Annotated in this window: 22 protein-coding genes and 1 pseudogene; 10 read left to right on the top strand and 13 right to left on the bottom strand. The window is 72.5% G+C overall.

The window, feature by feature from the left end:
• Positions 1-17 precede the first annotated feature (17 nt).
• The gene (locus BGM09_RS24135) at positions 18-392 is read left to right on the top strand and encodes a cupin domain-containing protein (RefSeq protein WP_188283787.1); all 375 of its coding nucleotides are present in this window, start codon (positions 18-20) and stop codon (positions 390-392) included.
• Here the strand turns inward: BGM09_RS24135 and BGM09_RS24130 are convergent.
• Positions 385-1,245, bottom strand: a complete 861-nt coding sequence (locus BGM09_RS24130; protein ID WP_188283786.1) for an esterase/lipase family protein — start codon at positions 1,243-1,245, stop codon at positions 385-387. The genes BGM09_RS24135 and BGM09_RS24130 overlap by 8 nt on opposite strands.
• 435 nt (positions 1,246-1,680) lie before the next feature.
• Between BGM09_RS24130 and BGM09_RS24125 the strand changes: the two genes are divergently transcribed.
• The 4 genes and pseudogenes from BGM09_RS24125 to BGM09_RS37965 all read left to right on the top strand — a co-directional run.
• Positions 1,681-2,379 carry a hypothetical protein gene (locus tag BGM09_RS24125; protein WP_223187517.1) on the top strand — a complete coding sequence of 233 codons (699 nt, stop codon included), beginning with the start codon at positions 1,681-1,683 and terminating at the stop codon, positions 2,377-2,379.
• 6 nt (positions 2,380-2,385) lie between these two features.
• Entirely contained in the window at positions 2,386-3,927 is a 1,542-nt protein-coding gene (locus tag BGM09_RS24120) for a DNA polymerase Y family protein (RefSeq protein ID WP_188283785.1), read from the top strand.
• A 127-nt stretch (positions 3,928-4,054) separates the two neighbouring features.
• Positions 4,055-7,222, top strand: coding sequence for an error-prone DNA polymerase (locus BGM09_RS24115; protein ID WP_317452873.1), 3,168 nt, complete (start codon positions 4,055-4,057; stop codon positions 7,220-7,222).
• Positions 7,223-7,269: 47 nt separating this feature from the next.
• Positions 7,270-7,719 (top strand): annotated as a pseudogene (locus BGM09_RS37965) (2'-5' RNA ligase family protein); the annotation flags it as partial.
• Between the two features lie 6 nt (positions 7,720-7,725).
• Here the strand turns inward: BGM09_RS37965 and BGM09_RS39215 are convergent.
• Positions 7,726-9,060: an MFS transporter gene (locus tag BGM09_RS39215; protein WP_188283783.1), complete on the bottom strand. Its 1,335-nt coding sequence runs from the start codon at positions 9,058-9,060 to the stop codon at positions 7,726-7,728.
• Positions 9,061-9,140: 80 nt separating this feature from the next.
• Between BGM09_RS39215 and BGM09_RS24105 the strand changes: the two genes are divergently transcribed.
• From BGM09_RS24105 to BGM09_RS24095, 3 genes are all read left to right on the top strand, one after another.
• The gene (locus BGM09_RS24105; RefSeq protein ID WP_188283782.1) at positions 9,141-9,725 is read left to right on the top strand and encodes an ArsR/SmtB family transcription factor; all 585 of its coding nucleotides are present in this window, start codon (positions 9,141-9,143) and stop codon (positions 9,723-9,725) included.
• A complete protein-coding gene (locus BGM09_RS24100) occupies positions 9,725-10,195 on the top strand; it encodes a PPOX class F420-dependent oxidoreductase (protein ID WP_188283781.1) in 471 nt (156 codons plus the stop codon). Before BGM09_RS24105 ends, BGM09_RS24100 begins: the two co-directional genes overlap by 1 nt.
• Before the next feature lie 91 nt (positions 10,196-10,286).
• A complete protein-coding gene (locus tag BGM09_RS24095; protein WP_188283780.1) occupies positions 10,287-11,210 on the top strand; it encodes a transglutaminase-like domain-containing protein in 924 nt (307 codons plus the stop codon).
• Positions 11,211-11,217: 7 nt separating this feature from the next.
• On the opposite strand, the gene BGM09_RS24090 is transcribed toward BGM09_RS24095, so the two are convergent.
• The 9 genes from BGM09_RS24090 to BGM09_RS24050 form a co-directional block, all read right to left on the bottom strand.
• A complete protein-coding gene (locus tag BGM09_RS24090) occupies positions 11,218-12,189 on the bottom strand; it encodes a helix-turn-helix transcriptional regulator (RefSeq protein ID WP_188283779.1) in 972 nt (323 codons plus the stop codon).
• Positions 12,190-12,400: 211 nt separating this feature from the next.
• Complete coding sequence (locus BGM09_RS24085) at positions 12,401-13,426, bottom strand: S1 family peptidase (RefSeq protein WP_317452871.1); 1,026 nt, start codon at positions 13,424-13,426, stop codon at positions 12,401-12,403.
• A 240-nt stretch (positions 13,427-13,666) separates the two neighbouring features.
• Positions 13,667-14,410: a DUF1684 domain-containing protein gene (locus BGM09_RS24080; RefSeq protein ID WP_188283778.1), complete on the bottom strand. Its 744-nt coding sequence runs from the start codon at positions 14,408-14,410 to the stop codon at positions 13,667-13,669.
• A gap of 170 nt (positions 14,411-14,580) precedes the next feature.
• Positions 14,581-15,603, bottom strand: coding sequence for an LLM class flavin-dependent oxidoreductase (locus BGM09_RS24075; RefSeq protein WP_317452870.1), 1,023 nt, complete (start codon positions 15,601-15,603; stop codon positions 14,581-14,583).
• 562 nt (positions 15,604-16,165) lie between these two features.
• Positions 16,166-17,407, bottom strand: a complete 1,242-nt coding sequence (locus BGM09_RS24070) for a DUF5685 family protein (protein ID WP_188283776.1) — start codon at positions 17,405-17,407, stop codon at positions 16,166-16,168.
• Positions 17,408-17,592: 185 nt separating this feature from the next.
• Positions 17,593-18,198 (bottom strand): GTP-binding protein, encoded by a 606-nt coding sequence (locus BGM09_RS24065; RefSeq protein ID WP_188283775.1) that lies wholly within the window; start codon positions 18,196-18,198, stop codon positions 17,593-17,595.
• Positions 18,182-18,523 carry a DUF742 domain-containing protein gene (locus BGM09_RS24060; protein ID WP_188283774.1) on the bottom strand — a complete coding sequence of 114 codons (342 nt, stop codon included), beginning with the start codon at positions 18,521-18,523 and terminating at the stop codon, positions 18,182-18,184. The genes BGM09_RS24065 and BGM09_RS24060 overlap by 17 nt, the downstream gene beginning before the upstream one ends.
• Positions 18,520-18,945: a roadblock/LC7 domain-containing protein gene (locus BGM09_RS24055; RefSeq protein WP_188283773.1), complete on the bottom strand. Its 426-nt coding sequence runs from the start codon at positions 18,943-18,945 to the stop codon at positions 18,520-18,522. The genes BGM09_RS24060 and BGM09_RS24055 overlap by 4 nt, the downstream gene beginning before the upstream one ends.
• Positions 18,942-21,524 (bottom strand): nitrate- and nitrite sensing domain-containing protein, encoded by a 2,583-nt coding sequence (locus BGM09_RS24050; RefSeq protein ID WP_317452869.1) that lies wholly within the window; start codon positions 21,522-21,524, stop codon positions 18,942-18,944. The genes BGM09_RS24055 and BGM09_RS24050 overlap by 4 nt, the downstream gene beginning before the upstream one ends.
• Before the next feature lie 511 nt (positions 21,525-22,035).
• Between BGM09_RS24050 and BGM09_RS24045 the strand changes: the two genes are divergently transcribed.
• A complete protein-coding gene (locus tag BGM09_RS24045) occupies positions 22,036-22,479 on the top strand; it encodes a cell division protein SepF (protein WP_188283772.1) in 444 nt (147 codons plus the stop codon).
• Between the two features lie 139 nt (positions 22,480-22,618).
• On the opposite strand, the gene BGM09_RS24040 is transcribed toward BGM09_RS24045, so the two are convergent.
• On the bottom strand, positions 22,619-23,818 hold the full coding sequence (locus tag BGM09_RS24040; RefSeq protein WP_188283771.1) for an acyl-CoA dehydrogenase family protein: 1,200 nt from the start codon (positions 23,816-23,818) through the stop codon (positions 22,619-22,621).
• Positions 23,819-24,058: 240 nt separating this feature from the next.
• A complete protein-coding gene (locus BGM09_RS24035; protein ID WP_188283770.1) occupies positions 24,059-25,651 on the bottom strand; it encodes an MFS transporter in 1,593 nt (530 codons plus the stop codon).
• A gap of 399 nt (positions 25,652-26,050) precedes the next feature.
• Here BGM09_RS24035 and BGM09_RS24030 point away from each other — a divergent pair.
• Positions 26,051-26,890: phosphatase PAP2 family protein (locus BGM09_RS24030; RefSeq protein WP_188283769.1), on the top strand; the 840-nt coding region annotated here is incomplete at its 3' end.

The raw sequence follows: 26,890 nt of genomic DNA, 5'->3' as shown, positions 1-26,890 counted from the left end.
TAACACCGGGGGTTGTCATGCCTTTCGTCACCGCGGCCGACGCTGTCGCACACGAGATCCACGGGGTGCGCTTCGTGTCCTACGCGGCACCCGCACTCGGCAGCGAGGAGCTGTGCGCCTGGCGCAGCGAAGTCCCGGCCGGGACCTCGGGACCGCCGCACACCATCACTCGCGAGGAGGTGTTCCTGGTCCTGTCCGGGTCGGTGGAGCTGTCCGTCGACGGGGAGACGCGCTCCCTGGCACCGGGAGATGCCGCCATCGCCCGGCCCGGCTCCTCCATAGGTCTGTCCAACCGCACGGAGGAGCCGGCCACCTTGTGGGTCACCACGAGCATCGGCCTGCAAGCCACACTGGCCGACGGCTCGCGCATATCACCGCCATGGGCTAACTGAACGCCGACAGGCAGGTGGTCGGGGTCGCGTGCGCCGGATCGAGCGCGTTCGCCGCCTCGTGGAAGGCGATGCGGTCGGTCAGGCCGATGGCCACATGCTCGGACACGTCGACCGGGCACAGCTTCTGGAGCACGACGTTGTGCACGTCGGGCCCGGACAGCGCCTGGGTCGTATACGGCGTGACGACCTCGTCGTAGATGGTCGAGATCACCGTGTAGTGCACGCCGGGCACGGTGTCGCCGCCCGCGTTCAGGTGCTGTTGGAAGGCCGATCCGGCCACCTGGTCGGCGAGTCCGGGGGTGATCCCGTGGAGCGCGTCGGCCGCGCCGGGGAAGTACGGGAGCAGCTTGGTGAGTCCGTCGAGCGTGGTCCCGTGATTGTCGGGGGCCAGCCCGACCAGGGTGTTCACCTTCGCCGCGCCGCCGAGGAAGCGCAGGTAGTAGCGCGGCATCATGCCGCCCTGCGAGTGCCCGACGATGTCGACCTTGGACGTCCCGGAGGCGGCGAGCACCCGGTCGGTGAAGTCGGAGAGCTGTTGCGCGGAGTCCGCGATCGGACCGAGGCCGCCGATCAACGGCACGCCGGGCAGCATTCCGTAGTCGAAGGAGTAGACGCAGTAGCCGCGCTGCACCAGGTAGGGGGCGAAAGCGAGCCAGTTGTCGGTGCCGTTGCCGAAGGTGCCGTGGACCAGGACGACAGGACGGGGGTGTTGGGCCGAGGGGCGGCAGGAGAAGTTGTTCCACCCGCTTGACGGTGCCGAGTTGGCAGATGCGGAGGCGGTGGCAGCGGGCGCCACAACCATCGCGGCGGCCAGCGAAAGCGCGGCCAAGAGCCGTCGCCAGGGCAGCCTCATGTGATCTCCTCGCAGTTCGGGAAAATGGACACACGCAGGGCCTGTGATCCGGATCACGAGGTTGCTGAACACCCGTTAAATTACGCGCGAGTAAGTACGGGCGGCTAGTTACGCGTGAGTAAAAAGTCGGCGCGTCGTTATCCGCCGGTCACAAAACCCACGACCCTCCACGGCATCGCGGCGGAAGTGGCGGCTTCCACCGGCGTCCGCGAGCGCGGCGCCCGGCGGGCGGGCGTCGGCCGCCGGAGCGACGACGGCCGAGCGGGCCGAGAACGGCGTCGCGACCACCCCCGTCCGGGCGGCCAGGGGCGGACCGGGCGGCTGCGGTCGAGCGGATGCAGGGGACATGCGTATCGACCGTACGACACCCCTCACGTGCAGTGATGGCGGTGCGCCGACTTGCCTTGTTCGAACGCACGTGCGAATGTCGGGGGCATGGGTGCAGTGCTGGCGGCAGACGGTCGGGCGGGACACGGAACGGTCGCCGGACCGGGGTCCGTGTGGGGTCCGCTGCTGCCCGAAGGGCGGCTGCGGGCGGGCACGGTGACCGCTGTCGGCGGGGACAAGGGGCTGCTGCTGGCGTTGGCGGCGCAGGCGGTGGGACGGCGTCCGGGGGCCGGCTGGGCCGTGGTGGGGCTGCCGTCCTTGGGCGCGCTGGCCGCGCGGGACGCGGGGCTGGACGCCGGGGCGGGGCTGTGGGTGGACGCGCCGGGGGGCCGGTGGGCGCAGGTGGTGTCGTTGCTGGTGTCGACGGTGCCGGTGATCCTGCTCGGCGCGCCGGGGTCGGTGCCGGGGCGAGTGGTGCGACGGGTGGCCGGACAGGTGCGGGCCCATGGGGCCGTGTTGCTCGTGGCCGGTCCGTGGGACGGCGCCGATCTGCGGCTGCGGGTGACCGAGGCGCGGTGGGACGGGCTCGGCGCGGGCCACGGTGTGCTGCGCCACCGCCACGTGGTGGTGGAGGTGTCCGGGCGCGGCGCCGCGGGCGGTGCCCCCCGCCGGGCGGAGCTGTTGCTGCCGGGTCCGACCGGAATGGCGATGCCCCTGGCGGAGCCCGAACCGGTCTCTCCGCCCGCGGATCAGGTGCGGGCCGGGGACGCGCCGGGCCGGGGCCGGGCGCTGCGCGTGGTGGGGTGAGCCGACGTGCGAGTGCTGGTGTCGTGGGTCCCGGACTGGCCGCTGATCACCACGGGGCTGCCGGGCGGAGAGCCGGTGGCGGTCGTGTCGGGGGACGGGCGGGTGGTGGCGTGTTCGGCCGCGGCGCGGGCGGCCGGGGTACGCCGGGGAATGCGGGTGCGGCAGGCGCAGTCCCGCTGCCCCGGGCTGCGGGCCGTCGAACGGGATCAGGCGGCCGAGACACGCGGGTTCGAGCCGGTGGTACGCCGGTTGGAGGCGGAGGTGATGCCGCGGCTGGAGGTGATCCGTCCGGGCATGGTGGCCGCCCCGGCCCGCGGTCCCGCGCGGTACTGGGGCGGCGAGGCGGAGCTGGCCGCGCGGGTCGCCGCCGCGCTCTCCCGGCTCGGCCACCCCGTGCGGAGCGGCGCCGCGGATACGACGTTCGCCGCGGCGCTGGCGGCCCGCGCCCGGTCCGGGGTCCTGGTTCCGGCCGGGGAGACGGCCGGTTTACTCGCCCCCTATCCGGTGGCCGTGCTGGGTCGGCCCCGGCTGGCCGAACTGCTGGTCAGGCTCGGGATCGGCACGCTGGGCGGTTTCGCGGCGCTGCCCTCGGACCAGGTGTCGGCCCGGTTCGGCACCGACGGGGCGGCGGCGCACCGCACCGCGTCCGGGCGTGAGCCGCGGCTTCTGAACGCCTCGGGCGCTGAGCCCGATCACGCGGTGCGGTGGGGCTTCGACCCTGCCGAGGAACGCACCGAGCCGTTGGCGTTCGCGGGGAAGGCACTGGCCGAGCGGTTGCAGGAGCGGCTGACGTCGGCGGGGGTGGTCGGAGCACGAGTGGAGGTGGAGGTGGGCCTGGCCGACGGCCGCACGTTGCGGCGGGCGTGGCGGCACGAGGGACGGCTGTCGTCGTTGGCGGTCGCGGAGCGGGTGCGCTGGCAGGTGCAGGCGTGGACCGATGCCGGGGATCTCGCCCCGGCCGCCGACGGGGCCGGGGGCACGGTCGGAGTGGTGGAGCTGGTGCTGCGGCCCCGGCAGCTCAGCGCGGCCACCGGCCGTCAGACAGTGCTGTTCGGCGGGGGCGCCACGCTGGACGATCTGGAACGTGCGGCCGGTCAGGTGCAGGCGCTGCTCGGACACCGGGCGGTCACGCGGGTGGAGTTGACCGGGGGCCGCGGCCCGGCCGACCGGGTCCGCAAGATCCCCGTGGGCGACATCGCCACGCCCCCGGCCGGTGCCGGGCCGTGGCCCGGCAGGCTGCCCGCCCCGCACCCGGCCACGGTGTACCAGCCGCTGCTGCCGGCCCGGTTGCTGGACGGCGCCGGACAGGTGGTGGGCGTCTCGGGACGGCTGGCGGTCTCCGCGCCTCCGGTCCGGCTGACCGTGGACGGACTCCCCGGCGTACTGGAGGTGACCGCGTGGAGTGCGCCGTGGCCCGCGCTGGAACAGTGGTGGGACCGGAACCGTGCGCGGCGGATCGCCCGGATGCAGATCACCACCACCGCGGGCGGGGCATGGCTGCTGCGGATCTCCGCGGGCCGGTGGTGGGCCGAGGCCCACTATGGCTGACCGCCGCAGCGGTCGTCTGCTGCGCCTGCCCACCGCCGCTCCGCGCCCGGCGCGCCCAGCGGACCCGGCACACACGGGGCACGCGGCACACCCGGCACACACCGAATACCGGGAAGAGCGGAGCCGGGTGCCGTGGGCGGAGCTGCATGTGCACAGCTCGCTGTCGTTCCTCCAAGGGGCCAGTGATCCGGGGGCGCTGGTCACGGAGGCCGTGCGGCTGGGCATCGGGGTGCTGGCGCTCACCGACCGGGACGGGCTGTACGGGGCACGGCGGGTTGCCGAGGCCGCCCGCGGTACCGGGCTGCGGACCGTGTTCGGCGCCGAACTCACCCTCACCGGTCACGGGCTCGGGCGCCCCGTCGTCCTCGCCCGGAACCTCGACGGGTTCCACCGCCTGTCCGCGGCGATCACCGCGGCCCAGCTCGCCGGGTCCAAAGGCCGTCCGGTGTACGACCTCGACGTGCTCGCCCGCGCCGCCGCCGGCGGTGACTGGGCGGTCCTGACCGGCTGCCCGCCCGCCGACGCGGGCGAGGACGGCACGGAGATCGGACAGCTCGCCTTCCACCTCGAACGGCTCGGCGAGGTGTTCGGCAGCGGCAGCGTGCACGCGGAGCTCATCGACTGGAACCTCCCCGTCGACAGCGTGCGCGCCGACGCCCTGGTGGTGGCCGCTCACCGCACCGGCACCCCCGTGGTCGCCACCAACGCCGTCCACTACGCCGCGCCCGCGCAGGCCCGGCTCGCCCAGGCCCTCACCGCACTGCGACGGATCGAGACCCTCGACCAGGCCACCGGGCATCTGATGGCAGCGCCGACCGCGCACTTGCGTACCGGGGCGGAGATGGAGGAACGGCTGGCCCGCTACCCCGGAGCGTACGAATCGACCATCGCTCTCGGCCAGTCGTGCGTCCTCGACCTCGCCGAGCTGCGTCCCGAACTGCCGCGCTTCCCCGTACCGCCCGGTCACGACGACAGCTCCTGGCTGCGGCGACTGGCCGAGCGGGGCTGCGCCGCCCGCTACGGGACCCGTGACGATCCGGCGGCGGCGACCGCGTGGCGGCAGCTCGACCACGAACTCGGTGTGATCGGCGATCTGGGCATGGCCGGATACTTCCTGATCGTCCACGACATCGTGCGCTTCTCGCAGGAGCAGGGCATCTGGTGCCAGGGCCGGGGCAGCGCCGCCAGCAGCGTGGTCTGCTACGTCCTGGGCATCACGGCGGTGGACGCGCTCAAGCACGGGTTGCTCTTCGAACGGTTCCTGTCGATGGAGAAGTCGGGACCGCCGGACATCGACATCGACTTCGAGAACCACCGCCGCGAAGAGGTCATCCAGTACGTCTACACCCGCTACGGCCGTGACCACGCCGCGCAGGTCGCCAACCTCATCAGCTACCAGCCGAAGCTGGCGGTCAGGGACGCGGCCCGGGTGCTCGGTTACCCGGCCGCCGCAGTCAACGCCATGACCCGGTCCCTGCACCACCGGCCCGCCCGCCCCCACACCCCCGACGGCGCGAGCAGCGACACGAACACGGGCACGAGCACAGGCACGGGCACGGGCACGGCCACACACACGGGCACGACAGCCGATCCGGACATCCCCGCCGACGTCACCGACCTGGCCGCTCAGCTCAAAGGTCTGCCGCGGCACCTGGGGGTGCACTCCGGCGGCATGGTGCTGACCGCGCAGCCGATCGGCGAGGTCATGCCGGTCGAATGGGCCACCATGCCCGGCCGGTCCGTCCTCCAGGGTGACAAGGACGACGTCGCCGCCGCCCGCCTGGTCAAGATCGATCTGCTGGGTCTCGGCATGCTCGCGGCTCTGCACACCGCCTGTGACCTGATCGCCGGACACCACGGCGTACACCTCGACATGGCGACGATTCCGCAGGACGACCCGCGGGTGTACGCGATGATCGCCCGCGCCGACATCATAGGGGTCTACCAGGCCGAGAGCCGCGCCCAGATCAGCACCCTGCCGCAGCTGAAACCGGCCTGCTTCGAGGACCTCACCGTCGCCGCCTCGATCATCCGCCCCGGGCCGATCCAGGCCGGGAGCAAGCACCCGTATCTGCGGCGCAGGGCGGGCGAGGAACCCGTCACCTACCCCCACCCGCTGGCCGAAGCGGCGCTGAAGAAGTCCCTGGGGGTGGTGTTGTGGCAGGAGCAGGCGATCCGGCTCGCCACCGACTGCGCCGGGTTCACCCCGGGCGAGGCCGACCGGCTCCGCAAGGACCTCGCCGCCAAACACGCCACAGAGAAGGTCGCCCGGCTGCGCGACCGGCTGCTGACCGGCATGGCACGGCGCGGGATCGGCCCGGACGCGGCGGAGCGGATCATCACGATGATCTCGTCGCTGAGCAGTTACGGCTTCCCCGAGTCCCACGCGCAGTCCATGGCGGGCATCATCTACGCGTCCGCCTGGATCAAGCACTACTACCCCGCGGCCCTGGCCGCCGGGATCATGGCCCACCTGCCGATGGGCTTCTACGACTCCCAGACCCTCATCCAGGACGCCCGCCACCACGGCATCGCCGTCCGGGGCGTCGACATCAACGCCTCCGGCGTGCACGCCACCCTCGAACCCGACTCCGCGCGGCCCGACGGACATCCGGCGATCCGCCGCGGGCTCACCAGTGTCCGCGGACTGTCGCAGGACGCCGCCACGACCCTCCTCACGGCCCGCGCCGAACGGCCGTTCCGGGACCTGGACGACGTCGCCCGCCGCGGCGGCCTGGGCGCCCGGCTCCTCGAACAGCTCGCCACCGCCGGTGCCTTCGCGTCCCTGGGCACCGGCCGCCGCACCGCGATCTGGCGCTCCGGCGCCCACACCGCGCACCAGCAGCCGGTCCTGCCCGGCTTCGACGCCTTGCCCGACGCCCCCCAACTCCCCGCCATGACCGCGGGCGAGACCACCCTGGCCGACCTCACCGCCACCGGCGCCACCGCGGGACCGCACCCCGTCCACCATCTGCGCCCCTGCCTCGACCACCTCGGCGCACAGCCCACCAAGGCCATCCGCACCTGGCCCGCACAGCGCCGCATCCGCGTCGGCGGCATCGTCAAGTACCTCCAACGCCCCCCGACCGCCAACGGCATGGCCTTCGCCGTCATCGAGGACGAGACCGCCATGGCCAACCTCGTCATCACCCCACCGGTCTGGGCCCTCATCCGCCGCACCGTCCTCGACGCCCCCGCAGTCCTCCTCGACGGTCACATCGAACGCGAACACGACGTCACCAACCTCGTCGTCCACACCGCCCGCCCCCTCGCCGAGGGCGAGCCGAAGGCATAGGGCCGCGACGGATACGGGGTGGCGGTGCGAGGGGCAGGCGGGGGACGATGCCGGGTATGGGTCAGAAGGGAACGTCGGGGCGCGCGGCGGGTACGACCGCGTTGGTGGCTGTGGTGCCCGAGGCGGAGAAGGTGGTGGGCGCGGCGCGGGAGCGGTACGACCCGGCCGCGGCGGAGGGGGTGCCCGCGCATCTCACGGTGCTGTATCCGTTCCTTCCGGCCGAGCGGATCGACGCGGGGGTACGGGCGGCGCTGGGCGAACTCTTCTCGGGACACGGGCCGTTCGAGGTGCGTTTCCCCCGCTTCGGGCGGTTCCCGGATCTGCTGTGGCTGGCGCCGGAGCCCGAAGGACCCGTGCGCGCGCTGACCGCGGCGGTGGCGGCCCGGTGGCCGGAAGCCCCGCCGTACGGAGGCGCGTTCGACGATCCGGTCCCCCATCTGACCGTCGCCCAGGGGCAGTCGGACGAGGTGTACGCCGCGGTGGAGGCGGAGTGCGTCCCGGCGCTAGCGCTGCTGCGGACGCGGATCGCGGAGGTCCGACTGGTGGTCTTCGACGGCATCCGCTGGACGGAGGACGCCACGTTTCCGCTGCGTGGAGCCCGCTTGGGCGGAGTCTCCATCGGCTGAACCGGCATCTGCCGGAACGGACTCCGCCGAACCCGCGCTCCCGCCACGAAGCAGCAGAAGCCACGCGGCCGGCAGGCCGAGGACGCCGACGGCGGCGAGTTGGAGCCGGAAGTCGACCAGGGCGACCAGCCCCGCGCCGAGGGCGGCGGCCAGCGCCGTGGGGCCGAAGATCACCGTGCCCGCGGTGGCCGCGACCCGGCCGACCAGTTCGGGGGCGGTGCGCTGCTGGACGGCCGTGAAGGCCGCGACGATGACCCAGGGCAGCCCGACCCCGATGGCGAGGGTCGCGACGAGCACGACGGGCAGCGAGGGGATGGCGCGCAAGGCGGCGCCGGTGGTGAAGAGCAGCAGGCCGATGGCGGCGAAGACCCGTTCCGGCACACGGCGCATGACCGCGCCCGCAACCGTTCCCGCGACGATCGACCCGGCGCCCTGCACCGCGTAGAGCACCGCCACGAAGGCGGGCGGACGGTGCAGCCCGGCCTCGGTCATCTCGTAGATGGTGGCGCTGCTGAGTCCGGACAGCACCATCGCGATCGCTCCGACGGTCACCAGCGGGCGCAGCACGGGGTGGTCGCGCAGACACCGGATGCCCTCCGCGGTCTGCTCGCGCCAGCCCTCGGCCGGTGGGACCGGCGGGAGTTCACGGGTGCGCAGCGCCGCGAAGGCCGCGGCGGCGAGGACGAAGGTGACGGCGTCGAGGAGGGCGACGGCGCCGCCGCCGTAGCGCAGGAAGAGGCCCGCGCCGATGAGCGGGGCGAGCAGTTTCATGGCCTCGTTGACGGTCATCCGCAGGCCGTTGAAGTCGCCGCGCAGGTCGACGGGGACGGCGGCGGTGACGAGACCGGCCTCGGCGGCGTCCGACAGTACGGAGGCGGCGCCGACCACCGCGAGGACCACGAACAGCAGCCATGCCTCGCGCCCGGACCGTACCGCGAGAAGGACCGGGAGCAGGACGGCCAGGGCCGCGTTGGTCCAGATCAGCAGTGAGCGGCGGCGCACCCGGTCGGCGAGGGTGCCGAGCACGGGCCCGGCCAGGGCGGGCGCCCACACGCAGAAGGTCACGGCCGCCGCGAGGCTGCTGGAGCCGGTCAGTGTCTTCACCCAGATCCCGGCGACGAGCAGCATCGCCGAGTCGCCGAAGCCGGAGACCAGGACGCCGCCCAGATACGTCGCCGCGTCACGGTCCCCCAGGACCTTGCGCACTGTCATGACTCCCAACCTATTGCTTGGGAGTCAGCGACGGCAACAGCCTGCCCGCTTCCCGCGCCCATGGACGGTCTAATGGGCACATGACGGCGACCGATCCCCTCCTGCGAGCACTCGCCCACCCGGTGCGGCTGCGCATCGTGTCCCTGGTCTGGAACGCGCCGCTGTCCGCCGCGGAACTCGCCCGCGAACTGGGCGTCTCGCACGCGCTGGCCAGTCAGCACCTACGCAGGCTGGACGCGGTCGGCCTGGTGGAACTCGCCGAGGTGCGCGCCAACCGCGGCGGCAGGGAGCGCCGTTACCGCGCGGTGCACGGCTCCCCGCTCTCCGATCAGCGGGGCGAGGGGGCGCTGCTGATCGCCGAGGCGCTGGCCCACAATCTGCGCGACCGGGCGGGCCGCCGCGCGCCGGGCGCCGCAGGGGTGACCTCGGACGCGGAGCTATGGGTGGCGCCCGAGGTCTGGGACACCTTCCGCGTCCGACTGGGCGCGCTCTTCGACGGGCTGCACGACGCGGCGCGGGCACCGCATTCGCCCGGCACGGTCGGAATCGGCGCGACGGTGATGGCGTTTCCTCTCACCGAGCCCGACGCCCTACCCACAACCGACCCCGAAGCCGAGGCCGACCCCAAGGCCGACCCCGACCCGCGATCAGAACCGGAGCGATGATGACCCGTCAGGAATCCGCCGCCCAGAACCCGCTGTTCGACCTGCTGCGCGAGCGTCGCACCGGCGTACTCGTCACGTTGAAGCGGGACGGGCGCCCGCAGTTGTCCAACGTGTCGTTCGGTTACGACGAAACGGCCCGCACCATCCGTATCTCGGTCACCGACGACCGCGCGAAAACCCGCAACCTGCGCCGCGACCCGCGCGCCAGCTTCTACGTCTCCACCCCCGACCTCGGCGCCTATCTGGTCGCCGAGGGCGACGCCGAACTCACCCCCGTGGCAGCCGATCCCCACGACACCACCGTCGAGGAGTTGATCGACCTCTACCGCACGATCCAGGGCGAGCACCCGGACTGGGACGAATACCGCGCCGCGATGGTCGCCGACCGCCGCCTCATCATCACGCTCCACGCCGACCGCGCATACGGCTGGGGCCGCGAAATGGGCTCCACCAGCGGCCCGTTGGGCTGAGCGGCGACACGCGGGGCCACCCTTGAGCCATTCGGCTGAACCCCGGCAGAAGGGGGTTGAAATTGGGGCGAATTCCCAGCAGGGTTCCCTTATGGACGAAAACGAGTTCGATTTCTACCGTGCACAGAGTGTCGCCAGCGATCCCGGCGGCACGGGGGTCTTCGCCGGGCTGCCCGCCGACCCGCAGGTCCTCGCCGAGACGGTGCGCAATCTGCTCATCCACCGCGAGGAGGCGCATCTGTTCGCCTACGAGCTGCCGCGCGACCGCAAGGACGCGGAGGCGGAGACGCGTTACGCGGCGGACATCTTGGCGGTGGCGCGCGGCCTGTGCGACGCGCCCCTGGACCGGCCGCGCCGCCCGGAGGAGCGATTCGCCGGTATCTGCCGGGACTTCGCGCTGTTGCTGTGCTCGGCGCTGCGCGAGAAGGGCATACCGGCCAGGGTCCGCGGCGGCTATGCCACCTACTTCGCACCGGATTTCCACGACGACCACTGGATCACCGAGTACTGGGACGCGGACCGCGAGTCCTGGCGCCTGGTGGACCCGCAGTTGGCCGCGCCCGAGCCGATGTCGGCGCACGGCATCGACTTCGACCCGTTCGACGTGCCACGCGACCGATTCGTGACGGCGGGCCTGGCCTGGCAGGACTGCCGGTCGGGCGCGGCGGACCCGGACACGTACGGGGTCGGGGACATCGGCCTCAAGGGCTGGTGGTTCGTGCAGCACAATCTGGTGCTGGACCTCGCGATGCTCGACAGCACCGAGCTGCTGGTTTGGGACGGCTGGGGGCTGGCCGACCCGCCGGTCGGGCAGCCGTTCGACGCGCTCAGCGCCGACGAGGTCGGGCTGCTCGACACGGTCGCCGAAGTCAGCGCGGCGGGTGGGCCCTTGGGCGAGGTTCGTCGGCTGATGCGGGAGCATGAGTCGTTGCGGGTGCCGGATGTGGTCAGGTCGCATACCACCTATCTGGGGGAGAGGACCGTGAGGCTTCGGCAGGTGGTCGGTTCGGGTTGAGCGTGGGTCACGGCTGTTCGGGGGTCGGGGTGCGGTTCGCGGCTCGGGTCAGGCGGGCTGCCACCACTCGTAGGTGTTCGGTGAGTTCCGGCGGCTCCCGCACCTCGAAGTCCACCCCGAGCATCCCGACGAACATCGCCAGCGCGTCCAACGACTCGAAGCCGGTGGTCAGTTCGCAGGTGTCCGCGTCGAGCGGCTCGACCACGCCGAAACCCGCCCAGGTCTGCCGGACGGTCGCGGCGGGCGCGTGCAGCACCACCCGCGCCTGGAAGCGGTACGCGTGCGAGGTGACGCCCTTGGCCACGTACTCCGCCGCGTCCTCGGGCAGTTCGCGGGGTGTGAAGCGTGGGCCGGTGGGCGGCTTGGGCTCCATCCGGTCGACGCGGAAGGTCCGCCAGTCCGCGCGGTCGACGTCGTAGGCGAGCAGGTACCAACGCCGGCCGTGGTGCACGAGCCGGTACGGTTCCACGGCCCGGCGGCTGGCGTTGCCGCCGTGGTCGCGGTAGTCGAAGCGCAGCACCTCCCGGTCCCGGCACGCGGCGCCGATCACGGTCAGCACCTCCTGGCCGACCGTCGGACCGGCGGCGCGCGGCCGTACGGTGACCGCCTGCATCGCCTGGACGCGGTGCCGCAGCCGGGACGGCAGCACCTGCTCCAGCTTGGTCAGCGCGCGTACCGACGTCTCCTGGATTCCCTCGACGCTGCTGCCCGCCCCGGTGCGCAGGCAGAGCGCGACCGCCACCGCCTCCTCGTCGTCGAGCAGCAGCGGCGGCAGCGCGGCGCCCGCGCCCAGCCGGTAGCCGCCCGCGGTGCCGGGCGCCGCGTGCACGGGATAGCCGAGCGCCCGCAGCCGCTCGACGTCCCGGCGGATCGTGCGCGCGGTGACGTCCAGCCGCTCGGCGAGGTCGGGCCCCGTCCAGTCGCGGCGTGACTGGAGCAGCGAGAGCAGGCGCAACAGCCGCGCCGAGGTTTCCAGCATGCCGTCCAGTCTGTACGAACCGGCGCCCCCACCGCGCGGGGTGCGGTGGGGGCGCCGGACGGTGGAACAGTTGAGCGGGTGAAGTGCCTCTGTCCGCAAGGCTTCCGCCCGCTCAGCCGATACACACCCGCTCAGCCGATTCACGCCTGCTCAGTCGATTCACGCCGACTCGCGCGGGCCTCGCTTACTCGCGCGGGTTTCGGCGGACGGCTCAGTAGACGCTGACCCCGTACGCGCTCAGCGCCGCCGTGACGGGCTGGAAGTACGTGGTCCCGCCGGAGGAGCAGTTGCCGCTGCCGCCGGAGGTCAGGCCGATGGCCTTGGTGCCGTCGTAGAGGGAGCCGCCGCTGTCGCCGGGCTCGGCGCAGACGTTGGTCTTGATCAGACCGTAGACGATCTCGCCGTTGCCGTAGTTGACGGTGGCGTTGAGGGCCTGGACGGTGCCGCTGTGGATGCCGGTGGTCGAGCCGCGACGCTTGACGGACTCGCCGACGTAGGCGTTGGCGGCGCTGGTGATGTCCTGGCTGCCGACGGTGCCGTCATGGGCGACCGTCGAGTCGTAGCGGACGATGCCGTAGTCGTTGGTCGGGAAGCTGGTGCCCGTCGTCGGGCCGATGTAGGTGCCGGAGGTGGTGTAGTACGCGGGCTTGCCCTCGGTGCAGTGACCGGCGGTCAGGAAGTAGTACGTGCTGCCGCTGCGGACGTTGAAGCCCACCGAGCAGCGCCACTGGGTGGTCTGCACCGCGTCGCCGCCGGAGAGCAGCGTGCTGAAGGTGCCTTCGACCCGGTTGATGTGCACGGCGTCGCCGAAGCCGGCCGTGGACTTCTTGAGCTGGTCGAGCTGGGAGGCGGTGACCCGGCTGTCGATGCTGACTTCCAGGGTGTTGCTGCGCGGGTCGACGGACCAGGCGGTGCCCGCGACGTCGGCCGCCTTGGTCGCGTCGCCCGCCTTGGCGAGCTGCGCGGCGCTGTGGGTGACCAGGCGCGGGGTGGCGCCCGCGGCGCGGACGCTGTCGGCCGCGGCCTGGGTGGTGACGTTGACGACGGTGGTCTTGCTCGCCGCGTCGTAGTAGGTGCCCGCGGCGCTGTTCGCGCCGAGGTGGGTCGCGAGGGTGGCGGCCGCGTCGGGCGTGGCCTTGGGGGTGGGGGTGGCGCTCGCCGACGGGAGCGCGATGGCGGTGGCGGCGATCAGGCCGGAGGTGACGGCCAGAAGCTGTATGCGCCGGGTGGTCTTCACTCGTTTCCTCCTGTGGGGGTGGGAGGTTGCGGGGGGATTTGTCGGTGTACTGTCAGACTCGATCCGATATTCGAACGCCTCATACGCCTGACAAGCACTCACAGGAGTATTCAGATCCCACAGGCAACACACAAGGGGGCCTTTCGGCCGGGTAGTTCGGCCGAATACCCGTACGGGGCCTGACGCAGCGGTGCCCCCGGCGGTCCAAAAACCGCCGGGGCAACCGGATGTGACACTGTCTCAGTCGGTGAGAACTGCCCGCTCCCCCGCTTCGAGCGCGAAGGCCAGGGTGTTGCCCGGCGGCGGGAACGGGCAGATGAAGGCGTCCGCGAAAGCGCACGGCGGCAACGTCGTACGGTTCAGGTCCAGCGTCAGCGAACCGTCGGCGTCCGGCGCGGGCGCGTGCAGGAAACGGAACCGGAACGTGCTCGTTCCGCTCGTCGCGTCCGCGATGACACCCCACAGCCGGCCGTCGTCCTCGACCGTCACCGCGAGCGTGTGCTCGGTCCCGTCCACCGTGAACGCCAGCTCGCCGCCGAGGCCGAGGCCGCGCTCACGGCCGTCCGCGTTCGGTACCCGGACGGTGCGGTCGGCCTCGAACGGGCGGAAGACGGCGGGCAGCACCCAGCGCTCGTCGGGGTCGAAGGCCGCGATCCCGGCGAAGGCCAGACGGGCGGGCGACCGCGGGTCCCAGACCCGTACGGCGAGCAGACCCTCGCGGACGATCGCCAGCAGCTTCCTGCCGTCCGGCAGGAACACCGGCTCGCCCTCGGCCTCCAGCACGGCCGACACGCCGTCCGCCTCGTGCACCACCGCCCCGCCGTCCTGCCGCCACCGGCCCGGCAGTCCGGGGATCGTCCCGTCCCCGGACACGTCATCGAGCCAGTACGTGCCGATCAGGGCCAGCGGACCGTACGGCGCCGCGACGGTCTCGGCCCGCCGCTCGTGCCACCGCTTCCAAGCAAGAACCGTTTCTGCGCTCATGCCGACCAAGCCTTCCATACGGGCCGCGCGAGCCGGATGCGCTCGCACGGCGGTGACCTGCGGGGAGTGTGCCGTGAGGGGGTGCGGGGAGGGTCGCGGGAGAGCGCGCGCGGAGCTTCGGGAGAGGGCGCGCGGCGGCGCTCCGCCGTCCGACCGGTGAGACGGGCGGTTCACCGAAGGTCCGGTAACGGGCGGTGCAGGCCGAGGTGTTCGCGGAGTGTCGCGCCCGGGTGGAAGGAGCGGAACAGACCCCGGTGCTGGAGCAGCGCGGTGGTCCCGTTCACGAAGCGCTCCAGATCGCGGCGTGGCTCCACCGGCCGGACGCGGAAGCCGTCGACCGCACCCGCCTGCTGCCACGCGGCGATCAGTTCGGCCAGGTCGACGGGGCCGCCGCAGAACAGCACGCCGCCCGTGCCGTCCGGCACCAGGGTGATCTCGGCGCCCGGCTCCGGGCCGATCTCGCCGCCGCCGAGGTCGACGGAGAGTTCGGCGAGCACCAGCAGCCGGTCCGGGTCCCGCCCCGCTCCGGCCGCCAGCCGCCGCAGTTCCTCCCGTACCAGCCCGGCCGTTTCGGGACCCGCCGCGCGGACGAAGGCGAGGTCGGCGTACCGGGCCGCGACGGCGCGGGCGGCGGGCTCGGTGGCGTCCACCGCCGTGACCGGCCGCCCCTGCCGCACCCGCGGGCCGGGCTCGGGCGCGCCGCCGTCCCACTCCCGCGCGACCGCCTCGGCGACGGCCGCCGTCTCCCGCCACAGCGCCTCGGCTCTCGCTTTCGGCGTGGGCGCGGACCTCTGAGCGGACCTCCGACCGGGCGCCGGCTCGGGCGCCGGCTCCGGCATCGGCTCGGGCGCCGCCTTGGGTGTCCAGCCGGCCCGGCCCCGGCTGGCCAGGTCCAGGGCGCCGACCGCCGCCGCGACACCGCGCGGCCCGGCGCGGGTGACGGGCACCGCGGGGACGAGCCCGATCCGGCCGGTCTCGGCGGCGACCGCGGTGAGTACGGCGAGCGGATCGGCGTCGGCCGCGCCGTCCAGGGTGACAAAGTCCAGCGCACCGCCCTCCGCGAGCCGGGCCAACTCCCCGTACGAGGCCACCTCGTAGCGGTCGGGGACATCGATCGCGGCGGCGAGATGCAGCGAGCGCGTACGGCGCCGGACCGCGGGTACGGGCGGCGCGGCGGCAGCGGCGGAGGTCACGGAGACCCCCGGCGACGCGGAAGCCGGGGACGAAGACGAAGAGGAAGGAGAAGAGGGCGAGGGAGAAGAAGGGGAGAAGGCAGCAGGCATGCGAAGGCTCCGTGGACACGCGGAAGGGGCACGGGAGTCGTCTTCACACAGGCCGCCGCGTCCCTCAACGCGGCTGGGCCCGTCACGGGCCTTGACACGAGGCTATGCCGACGCCGTCACCCGCTGTCAAGCATGTCCAGGTGCTGGACCACGCGTCTCAGCGTGGTTGACGGATGCCCTGACGGGCTGCTGCACTGTGGGCATGCGTAGCTGTCGGCTCGTCACTCGCGGCCACATCGACTTCGGTCGGGTGTGGTCGGCGTCGTGTTGTCGTAGCTGACCTCTCTCCGACGGATCGTCCCGTCCTCACACACGCGCGCACGCAGCCCCGCCGTCTGACCGCCCTCCCTCGGGCGCTCCCCCTCGCAGGCCACCCTCGCAGGCCGTCCCGCCCAACGGGCTCCCGGTACGGGCCACCCGCCGCCGTACAGATCGTCCGAACAGCTCATCGGTACGGCCCCGCCGTGCGGCCTCAGCAGTCGCATCCACAGTCGCAGCAGTCACAGCAATCGCAACAATCACCGCAGTCCGAGCAGCCGTCGCAGTCGCAGTCGCAGTTGTTGCACCAGGAGTCGCGGCGCTGCCCGCTCCACGGGTCGTCGTGCTCGCGGCAGCACAGCTCGCAGGTGCAGCACATCCCGGCGTAGACCAGGCAGCCCATGATCAGCCCGCGCCTGCGCGGCGGCTCGGGCGGCGGGAAACCGCCGGGAAATCCGGGGCCGCCGGGCGCGTTCGGCCGCTGGCCCGGCCCGTAAGGAGTGCCGCCCGGCGCGCCCGGCGCGTAGGGGTTGCCCGGCGGGGGCGAGGCGGCGGACGGGGCCGCGCCCTGGTGCGCGCAACCGCCGGTGCCGAAGGCTCTGTCCACCGAACGTCCCAATTCGTGGACGAGCAGGACATGGGTGAGCTTGCCCGAGGCGGACCCGGCGAAGTCGGTGTCGCGGAGCGCGAGCCGTATGCCGTGCAGCGCGTCGTCGCACAGCCGCCGCGCCTCGGCGAGGTCGGTGCCGGTCGCGGTGAGCGGGTTCCAGGCGCCGGAGCGGGTGTCCTCGGCCAGGTCCTCGACCGCGTCCAGGAGGTGGGCGAGCCGTCCGAAGAGCCGTCCGGCCTCCGCCAGCGGTTCCCGGTTGGCGGGCCGCCCGGCGAGTACGGCGGTGTGCGCGAAGGCCGCGGCGGTCGCCGTCTCGGTGGGTTCGGTGACGGTCAGCAGCGAGGTGCCGAGTCCGGCCGCCGCCTCGATCCCGCCCTGCCGCCCGACCGCGTCGAGCAGCACCGCGGTGTCAAAGCCCAGGCTGTCGCCGGTACGCGCCCCGGCCCGGTCCCAGCGGCGGGCGACCGTACGGGCCGCCGCGGCGACCGGCCGCCGGGCGAACGCCCCGTCGGCGTCGTCCACATGGTCACGCATCTTCGCCGAGGCGAGCACCAGCGAGACGGCCGCGGCCAGCCGCGCGCCCTCCCCCATGGCGACCGGCGCCGTCCGCATCCCGCGCAGCGGGCACGGCCCGGCCTTGCGGCGCAGGCTGTCGGCATCGCCGGACACGGCCGTCTGTGCCTCGACGAGCACCGACACGACGAGCCCGTCGTAGTTGGTGGCGATTCTCGCGAACTGGCCGTGCCCGTCCCGCAGTGCGAGACACAGGCCGCACAAGTGAGCCGTCCAGGACGCCGCGAGCCCCTCGGACATGCGGTGCCGACACGGCCTGATGATCCCGAACATCGCGTGCTCCCCCGTTGAACTCGCCCGCCCGCAGGGCCGACCCCTGCGACCGGCGGACATATTATCGGCAGCCGGTGACAGGGGTCAGCCGTGACAGGCGTCAGCCGGTGACAGGGGTCAGCCGGTAGCCGGGGGTCAGCCGGTAGCCGGGGCCGTTCACGCGCGGACCCCGCACAGGGGCGAGGTCAGCGCACCAGCGTCCGCGCCGAACGCCCCGACACCGCCAGGCGCTTGCTCACCACTTGGTCCATCAGCGCGCCCAGCACGTCCCGCACCGAGTCCCGGCGCCGCGCGTCGCACGCCACCACCGGCACGCCCGCGCCGAGACCGAGCGCCTCGCGCACCTCCTCCAGGTCGAAACTGCGCGCGCCGTCGAAGCAGTTGACGGCGAGCACGAACGGCGCGTCCCGTTCCTCGAAGTAGTCGAGCGCGGGGAAGGAGTCCTCGATCCGCCGGGTGTCGGCCAGCACGACGGTGCCGAGCGCGCCTTCGACCAGGTCGTCCCAGAGGAAGGAGAAGCGGTCCTGACCCGGAGTGCCGAACAGATAGAGCACGATCGACTGGTCGAGGCTGATCCGGCCGAAGTCCAGGGCGACCGTGGTGGTCGTCTTGGACTCGACCCCGGCGAGCGAGTCGATGCCCACCGAGACCTGGGTGATCGCGGCCTCGGTGTCCAGCGGCTCGATCTCGGAGATCGCGCCGATGAAGGTGGTCTTGCCGACCCCGAGCCCACCGCTCACCACGATCTTGACCGCGAACGGCACGGCTTTTGCGTCAGAGCGCCCGGACATGGTCCCTGATCCTTTCGAGCACGTGGAGCGAGAGCTCCGACGGTTGTTGGCAGAGCAGCAGGCCGCCGACCACGAGGTCGGCGATGAGCACCTTCGCCACGCCCAGCGGGACGCCGATCCCGGCCGCCACCTCGGCGACGGTGGCCGGCTCCGCGCACAGCGCCACGATCCGCCGCCGCTCGAACTCCAGCGGGGCGGAGCCCGCGCCGGGCGCGGCGGCGACCAGGGTCTCCAGCCGGAGCCCGTCCTGCACCGGTTCCGCCCGGCCGCCCGTCATGATGAACGGCCGGACGAACAGGGCGTCGTCCTCGGCCGACCCGCTCATCGCGGCAGCACCTGGCGCAGGTCGGCGATGAGCCGGGGCGTCAGCAGGTCCCCGGCCCGCTCGGACAGCACGGCCATCTCGTATCCGACCAGGCCCAGTTCGCCGCTGCTGTCGGCGAGCACGCCCAGGCAACTGCCGTCCCTGATCGCGGAGACCAGCAGGAAGCCGCGGCCCATCTCGATCATGATCAGCTTCACGCCGTCGAACTCGTAACGGCGCGAGGCGCTGCGGGCCAGGCTGGACAGGCCGGAGACGACCGCCGAGAGGTGGTCGGCGTCGGTCCTGCCGAGGCCGTCGGAGACGGCGATGAGCAGTCCGTCGGAGGAGACGGCGACCGCGTCGCGCACCCCGTCGGTCTTGCGGACGAAGTTCGCCAGCAGCCAGTTGAAGGTCTGCGAGTCGTTGTGCATGTCGATGCTCATCGCTCGCCGCCCTTCTCCGCGCCGACGACGGCATCCGAACCGGCAGCAGCATCTGCGACGGACCCGGACCCGGACCCGGCGGCCCGTTCGCCGCCGCCGTCAGCGGCGTTCCTGTCCCCCGTGCCCTTCCCCGACGCCTTCTCCCGCTCCGCGCTGATCGTGCCGCGCATGTGCGCGCTGCGCAGGCCCGAGAGCATGCCGGACACCTCGTCCGGGCTGCGGTCAGGGGTCGGCTCCGCGGTCGACTGCCAGCGGGTGTCGCCGGTCTCGTTGACCGCCAACGCGATGGCGCTGCGCTTGGGCCGTTTGACCAGGCCGTTGCGGGTACGGGCGGCCGACGAGCCGCCGCGCTCCGCGGCCTCCTCGCGGCGCGGTGCGGGCAGGACGACGGGCTCCGGCTGCTCCATGGCGGCCTCCGCGTTCTCGGTGGCCCGGGTCGCGGCCGTCATGGTCCCGGTGCTGAGCGTCCCGGCAGTGGTGATCCCGACCGTCGTGTTCCCGGCCTGGGCGGGCCCGCCCTGAACGGCGGCCCCGGCGGCCGGGCTCTCGATCGCGCGGGCGGCCGTACGGGAAGGGCCTTCCCCCGCGGCGGCGGAAGCGGCGGGCATCGACGACGCGCCCTGGGCCGGAGCCAGCGCGGCGGTCTCCATGTCGCTGAGCAGCGCCGGAGGGATCAGCACCCGGGCGACGACACCGGCGGCCGGTGCCTCGCCGAGCCGTACCTCGATCCCGCACTTGCGGGCCAGGGCGCCGACCACGAAGTGGCCGAGGAACCTGGTGGGTTCCGCCATGAAGCTGGCAGTGCCGGACAGCCGCACATTGGCCTCGGCCAGTGCCTGCGTGTCCATGCCGAGCCCGTGGTCGACGATCGCCACGAGATACCCGGCGCTCGTACGGCGTCCCTCGATCTCGACCTCGGCGTCCGGCGGCGAGAAGCTCAGCGCGTTCTCGACCAGTTCGGCGAGCAGGTGGGCGATCTCGGAGACGACGGAGCCGGAGATCAGCACCGGGTCGAGCCGCCGCAGCGACACCCGCCGGTACTCCTCCACCTCGGACAGCGCGGCGCGCACCACATCGGTGACCGACAGCGGCGTAGCCCACGGGCGCGGGCTGGATTCCCCTGCGAGGACGAGCAGGCTCTCGGCGTTGCGCCGCATGCGGGTGGCGAGGTGGTCGAGTTCGAAGAGGTTGGCGAGCGTCGCCGGGTCGGCGTCCTCGTGCTCCAGCTTGTTGATGAAGCTGATCTGGCGGCGGACCAGGTTCTGATTGCGGCGGCCGAGGTTGACCAGCGACTCGGTGGCGTTGCGGCGCAGCACCGCCTGTTCCGTGGCGAGGTCGAAGGCGACCTTCTGCACCCGGTCGAAGGCGGCGGCGACGAGCTTGACCTCGTCGCCCGCCCGGTCGGGCAGCACGAGGTCGGCGGGCGGCGCGGGCTGCGCGGAACCGGCGGCCTGCGCGCGGGCGACGGCGGTGGGCAGCCGCTCCCCCGCGACCTCTCCCGCCTGCCGGGTCAGCGAGTCCAGCGGTCCCGAGACGGCGCGGGCACAGCCGACGGCGAGTCCGCCGAGCGCCGCGACGGCGCCGAGCGCGAGCAGCAGGAAGAGCACGAGCTGCTGGGTGGCGGCGCTCTCCAGGTCGTCGGCGCGGTGCTGGATGTCGTCGCCGAGCGAGATCTGTACGGTGCGCAGGCTGTTGATGGTGCCGGTCATCGCGTCGTACCAGTCGAGCGGGCGGATCTCGCGGTCGGAGACCTTGCCGCCGCCGTCCACGACGCGCTGTTCGTAGCCGAGCGCCTTGCGCGCGGTGGCGGTGGCCAGGGCGGCGTCGAGCGTGCCGCGCTGCTCGTCGGTGGCCCACTGCGGGTAGGCGGTGAGTCCGGCGAGGCGGCCCGCCCTGATTTCCATGAAGCGCGGATAGGAGGTGTCGCCGGAGAACCTCCCGGCGCGCAGCACCCCGAGCACGATGGCGCGTTCCTCGCCCATGTACTCCTTGGCGTCGGACAGGGTGCGCAGCGCCTGGTAGTCGGCGCGCAGCCGCCCGTCGCGGACCTGGTCGAGGCCGAGGGCGAGCTGGTTGAGGTCAGTGATGGTGGAGGTGAAGTAGTTGAAGCTGTCGGCCACCGCGCCGTTGCCGTCGGCGGCGGCCTGGCGGACGTCCTTGAGCCCGTCGAGCTTGCCGATCTGCTGGCGTACGGAGTCGGCCGCGCCGTCGGAGCGGCCGGACAGTTCGGTGTCGAGGGCGCGGCGTGCCGCGTCGGTCGCCGCCTGCTGCACCGGGAGTTTGGCGCGGAATTCGGTGACGCCGCCGACGTAACCGGTGGTGAGGCCGCGCTCCTTCTGGAGTTCGTGGATGAGGCCCTGGAGTGTGCCCGAGAGGCGGGCGTCGCCCGCGGTGGCGGAGGCGTTGCGGTATCCGGAGAGCTGTTGGGCGGCGACGACGCCGAGCAGGGTCATGACGAGGGCGAGGGAGACAACGAGGATTCGGGTGAGCTTGGCGCGAATGGTGCGCGGCGCCGTCATCGTCGTGCCCAGTGCGCCCAGCAGGCGGCGGCTGCGGGCCGCCGTGGTACGTGCGTCCACTGGATGTGCCTTAGGGAATGCGCGGTGCCGCTGGGGCACAGCGGGAGGGGGCGGGGTTCTGCGACGGCACAACGAGGCGCGTCGGTGGACGGTCACCGATTCATCGGGTTGTTTTACGTCCCGGAAACATGTGAATCAGCCCGTTCGGGGGACACCGCACGTCCGGGCCGCGGCGCTTTCGTCACGCGACGCGCCGGGGACCGGATTGCATACGAAAGTACGGACTCGGCCGGTCCGGGCGGCATACGAGCGGACTTACGACGACACGTACGGCCGTGCCTACGAGCGCGCGTACGGCCGGACGGCCCCGCGTGTCACCCGGAAGTGGGGAGCGCTCCCAACGAAGTGTCAGGGGCCATATCCCTGGGCCTGCCTGACGATCCGCCACTATCGTGTGCACCAGTACCGTCACAAGACGCCTGACTGGCGGCAATCCGCTTGGCACATCATCCACATCATGGACGACCATAGGACTGCGGACGGTACTGACCGTGTGAGAGAGGAGGCGTCCATGGGATCGGTTCGACGGGCGAGTGCTTGGCTGGGCCTCGTTGACGACAACGGCGGCGAGGGTTACTACGACGAGGAGTACGCCGACTACGGCGAGGGCTCCGAGCGGGCTGACACGTGGGTGACCGACCCGCGGGTGCGGGTGGCCACCGAGACCGCCGAAGAGCAGGGCCGCAGGATCGCCACCGTGACCCCGGACGGTTTCCGGGACGCGCGCGGCATCGGGGAGCTGTTCCGCGAGGGCGTCCCGGTCATCGTCAACCTCACCGGCATGGAGCCGAGCGACGCCAAGCGCGTCGTCGACTTCGCCGCCGGTCTCACGTTCGGGCTGCGCGGCTCCATCGAGCGCGTCGCCACCAGGGTTTTCCTGCTGACTCCCGCCGACTACATGGTCATGAACGCCGACGCCAAGCGCGGCGGCGACGGCTTCTTCAACCAGAACTGACACTCTGGCTGCCGCCATGCCACCCGACCGCCAGCCCCACCTCTGCCGGGGGTCCGGGGGTTGTCCCCCGGGGGATACAGCAATCAGAACTGAGCAGGGTACTCACCGGGCTGTCCCGGCGTCGTGCGCGGTGTCCGCGTCATCCGCGGAAGGCGTCGAGTCCGGTGAGGGCCTTGCCTAGGACGAGCTGGTGCATCTCGACCGTGCCCTCATAGGTGAGCACGGACTCCAGGTTGGTGGCGTGCCGCATCACCGGGTACTCCAGTGAGATCCCGTTGGCGCCCAGGATCGTCCGGGCGGTGCGGCAGATCTCGATCGCCTCGCGGACGTTGTTGAGCTTGCCGAAGCTCACCTGTTCCGGCCGCAGCCGTCCGGCGTCCATCCGCTGTCCCAGGTGGTGGGCGAGCAGGATGCCCTTGTGCAGTTCGACCGCCATGTCGGCGAGTTTGGCCTGGGTGAGCTGGAAGCCGCCGATCGGCCTGCCGAACTGCTCGCGTGTCGTCGCGTACGACAGCGCGGCCTCGAAGCTGCTGCGCGCGGCGCCCATCGCGCCCCACACGATTCCGTAGCGCGCGTGGCTCAGGCAGCTCAGCGGTCCGCGCAGGCCGGTGACCTCGGGGAGTACGGCGTCGGCGGGCAACCGGACGTCGTCCATGACGAGTTCGCTGGTGACCGAGGCGCGCAGGCTCCACTTGTGGTGGATCTCCGGCGCGGAAAAGCCGGGGGTGTCGGTGGGGACGACGAAGCCGCGGATGCCGCCGGGCGCGTCCGTCGTCTGAGCCCAGACGACGGCGACACCGGCCACCGAGCCGTTGGTGATCCACATCTTGCGGCCGCTCAGCACCCAGTCGGAGCCGTCCCGCCTGGCGTGGGTGGTCATGGCGGCCGGGTCGGAGCCGTGGTCGGGTTCGGTGAGGCCGAAGCAGCCGATCACCTCGCCCGCGGCCATCGACGGCAGCCAGCGCTGCTTCTGCTCCTCGGAGCCGTAGCGGTGGACGGCGTACATCGCGAGCGAGCCCTGGACCGAGACCAGCGAGCGGATGCCGGAGTCGGCGGCCTCCAGTTCCAGACAGGCCAGGCCGTACTGGACGGCGCTGGCGCCCGCGCAGCCGTAGCCGGTCAGCGGCATGCCGAGGGCGCCGATCGCGCCCAGTTCACGGGCGAGTTCCCTGATGACGGGCAGTTCGCCGCGCTCGTACCAGTCGGCGACATGCGGCAGCACGCGGTCGGCGGCCCATTTCCGTACGGTGTCGCGGACCGCGCGGTCCTCGGGCGTCAGCAGGTCGTCGAGGCCCAGCGGGTCGTACGGATCGAAGGGCGGGGTTGCGGCTCCGGGCATGACGGGGGACCTCCGGCACAGAAGGACACGGAAACTAGCGGCGATAACCTACGGCTCGGCGCCGACGTTACGTTTCAGTCTGCCGCGCGTCCAGACCGCTCGTCCGCCGCGCGCCGGGAGCGTCGGGAGGGCCCTGGAGGATGGTGCCACGGCCGGCGGGAGCCAGCGGCAGCGGGCGGGAGGCCGGCGCCGGGACCTTCGCGCGCCCCGTGGGCACGGCCGTCGAGGGCCTGGTGCCGTTCACTCCCCCGGCGCGCCGGACCTGACGGCCGCCGCGGGCTCCTGGCGTGCCGGAAGCACCAGATCGCAGGTGGCCTGCCGCTTGTCCGCGCCGCACTCCATGACACGCGGCAGCCGCAGCGCGGCCAGCGCCCCGGTGAGCAGCAGGCCCGCGCTCACCAGCAGGGTCATGTGCAGTCCGGTGACGAAGGAGTGCCGGGCCGCGTGCCGCAGGGCCGCGCCCGAGCCGCCGCCGAGCCGGTCGGCCACGTCGTACGCCTCACCGAGCGAGTGGCCCGCGGCGGTGCTGTCGGCGGCGCTCACCCCCGGGGTGCGGGCGACACCCGGCGCGTAGGCGGCGTTCATCACACTGCCGAGCAGCGCGATGCCCATCCCGGCGCCCAGTTGGTACGAGGTCTCGCCGATCGCCGCCGCGCCGCCCGCCTGGTGCGCGGGGGATTCGCTGAGCATGGACTCGTAGGCGCCGAAGAGAGTGGTCTCCAGACCGAAGCCGAGCAGGACGAAGGCGGTGGTGAGCAGGACCGGCCGGTCGCTCTGGCCCATGGCGGTCAGCGCGAGTACGGCGACGGCGGTGAGCACGAAGCCGCCGCAGACCATGCGGCGTGGACCGAAGCCGCGCAGCATGCGGGAGCCGGTGAGCCCCGCGGCCATGGCGGCGAAGGTGAGCGGCAGCAGGCGCAGGCCGGTCTGGAGCGGGCTGAGGCCGAGGACCAGTTGCAGGTACTGCACCGCGATCAGTTCCAGGCCGACCAGGGCGAGCATGGCCAGCACGATGCAGCCGACCGAGGTGGAGAAGGCGGGCTGGGAGAACATCCGGACGTCGATCAGCGGGTGCTCGCGGCGGCGCTGGCGGCGTATGAACCAGACCAGCAGGCCCACTCCGGCCAGCAGCGGCACGAAGGCGGCGGCGTCCAGCGGGCTCGCGCCGCCGCCGAGCCGCTTCATGCCGAGGACCACGCCGAGGACGCCGAGGGCGGCGGCGACCGCGCCGAGCACGTCCCACGGGCCGTCGGTGCTGCCCCGGGACTCCGGCAGGAGTATCCGGCCCAGCGGCAGCATCACGGCCATCAGCGGGATGTTGATCAGGAAGACCGAGCCCCACCAGAAGTGCTCGACGAGGAAGCCGCCGAGTACCGGGCCGACGGCGGCGCCCACCGCGGCGACCGCGCTCCACACGCCGATCGCCGTCGCGCGCTCGCGGCGGTCGGGGAAGACCTGTCGAAGTATCGACAAAGTGGCAGGCATGATCATCGCGCCGCCGGCGCCGAGCAGCGCGCGGGCGGCGATCAGTACGTGGGGGGTCGGCGCGAAGGCGGCGAGCGCGGACGCCACGCCGAAGAGGGCGTAACCGATCAGCAGGACTTTGCGGCGGCCGATGCGGTCGCCGAGCGTCCCGAAAAGGATCAGCAGGGATGCGGCGATCAGCGGATAGGCGTCCACGATCCACAGCAGGTCCTGGGCGCCGGGCCGCAGATCCTCGGTGACGGCGGGGACGGCCACGTGCAGCACCGTCGCGTCGAGAGCGACGATCAGCAGGCTGACGCAGAGGACGAACAGGATGGTCCACCTGCTGACCGGCCTCGTCATACGCATACCTCCACGAACGAGTGAGTCGTCAGCGTACGCGAGACCACTCGCTGGTCACGGGCTCACAACACCCGGTCACCGGCCCCGCGGGACCCCCTCGGACACCCCTTGGACACCCGTCGTGCGCCCCGGCGCCGCCCGTCCGCCGCCCCGTTCGATCACGTCGGCCCGGCTATGGGCGGGGAAACTGCGGAGAAAGGTGAGGGAAATAAGCAATAAATAAGAAGGCCGCCCCTTGCCGACCCTGTGAGTATCAACACCCGAACATAAACTCCAGCCACTCCCGCATTCCGCCCGAATCACCGGCCGCCAAAGGGCTCCCTGAGACGCACTCCACATCACATCGTCATTACAAAGCGGCCCGTTCGGCCGAACTATGCCGTCACACGCTGTAACGTCGATTAAGTGCGAACCGATGAGAAGCGCCTCCGTACGGCGGAGCGCCCGACCACCCGCGACCTGCCGCGGATGAGCCGAACACGCGTGTGGCTGTTCGGTTCGACGCTGGCGGTCTACGTGGCGATCGTCGTGGGCGTCCTCACCACTTCCAAACTGGTGACGCTGGACTGGCAGGTCATGCTCTGGCGTCCCTACAAACAATGGCCGCAAATCCACGCGTTCCTGGATTATTTCGTCGTCCTCGGCCAACGGGGTCCCACCGCGGTGATGGTGCTCGCGTGGCTGGGGTGGCGCGCGTGGCGCCACCGCACTCTGCATCCGCTGCTGGTCCTCGGCACCTCACTGCTGTTGCTGAACATCACGGTGGGAGCCGTGAAATACGGTCTCGGGCGGCTCGGTCCGCATTACGCGACGACCGTAGGCTCCGCCGAGATGTTCGCCGGCGGCGATATATTTCCCTCGGGACACACCGCCAACGCGGTCGTGACCTGGGGCGTTCTGGCGTATCTGGCCACGACTCCGCGCGCCCGCAGGCTGGGGTCCGTGGTGAGCGCGCTGCTCGCGCTCGGCGTGGGCGCCACGACGGTCTACCTCGGTACGCACTGGGTGAGCGACGTGCTGCTCGGCTGGGCCGCCGGTCTGCTGATCCTGCTGGCGCTGCCGTGGTTCGAGCCCGCGATGGCGCGGGCCGAGGACTTCCTGGCCTACGCCTGGGCGCGGATGCGCACCGGTTCCGCCGAAGCGGTCCTCCGCCCGGAGGCCGTGAGCCCGGTGCTGGTCGCCCAGCGTTCCCCGGCCTGCGCGCAGGACTCGGACCAGGCCCAGGACGCGGAGCAGGAGGAGCAC

This window comes from Streptomyces sp. CBMA29, assembly GCF_014596445.1.
Lineage (GTDB): Bacteria > Actinomycetota > Actinomycetes > Streptomycetales > Streptomycetaceae > Actinacidiphila.
This window is presented reverse-complemented; position numbering and strand designations above follow the sequence as displayed.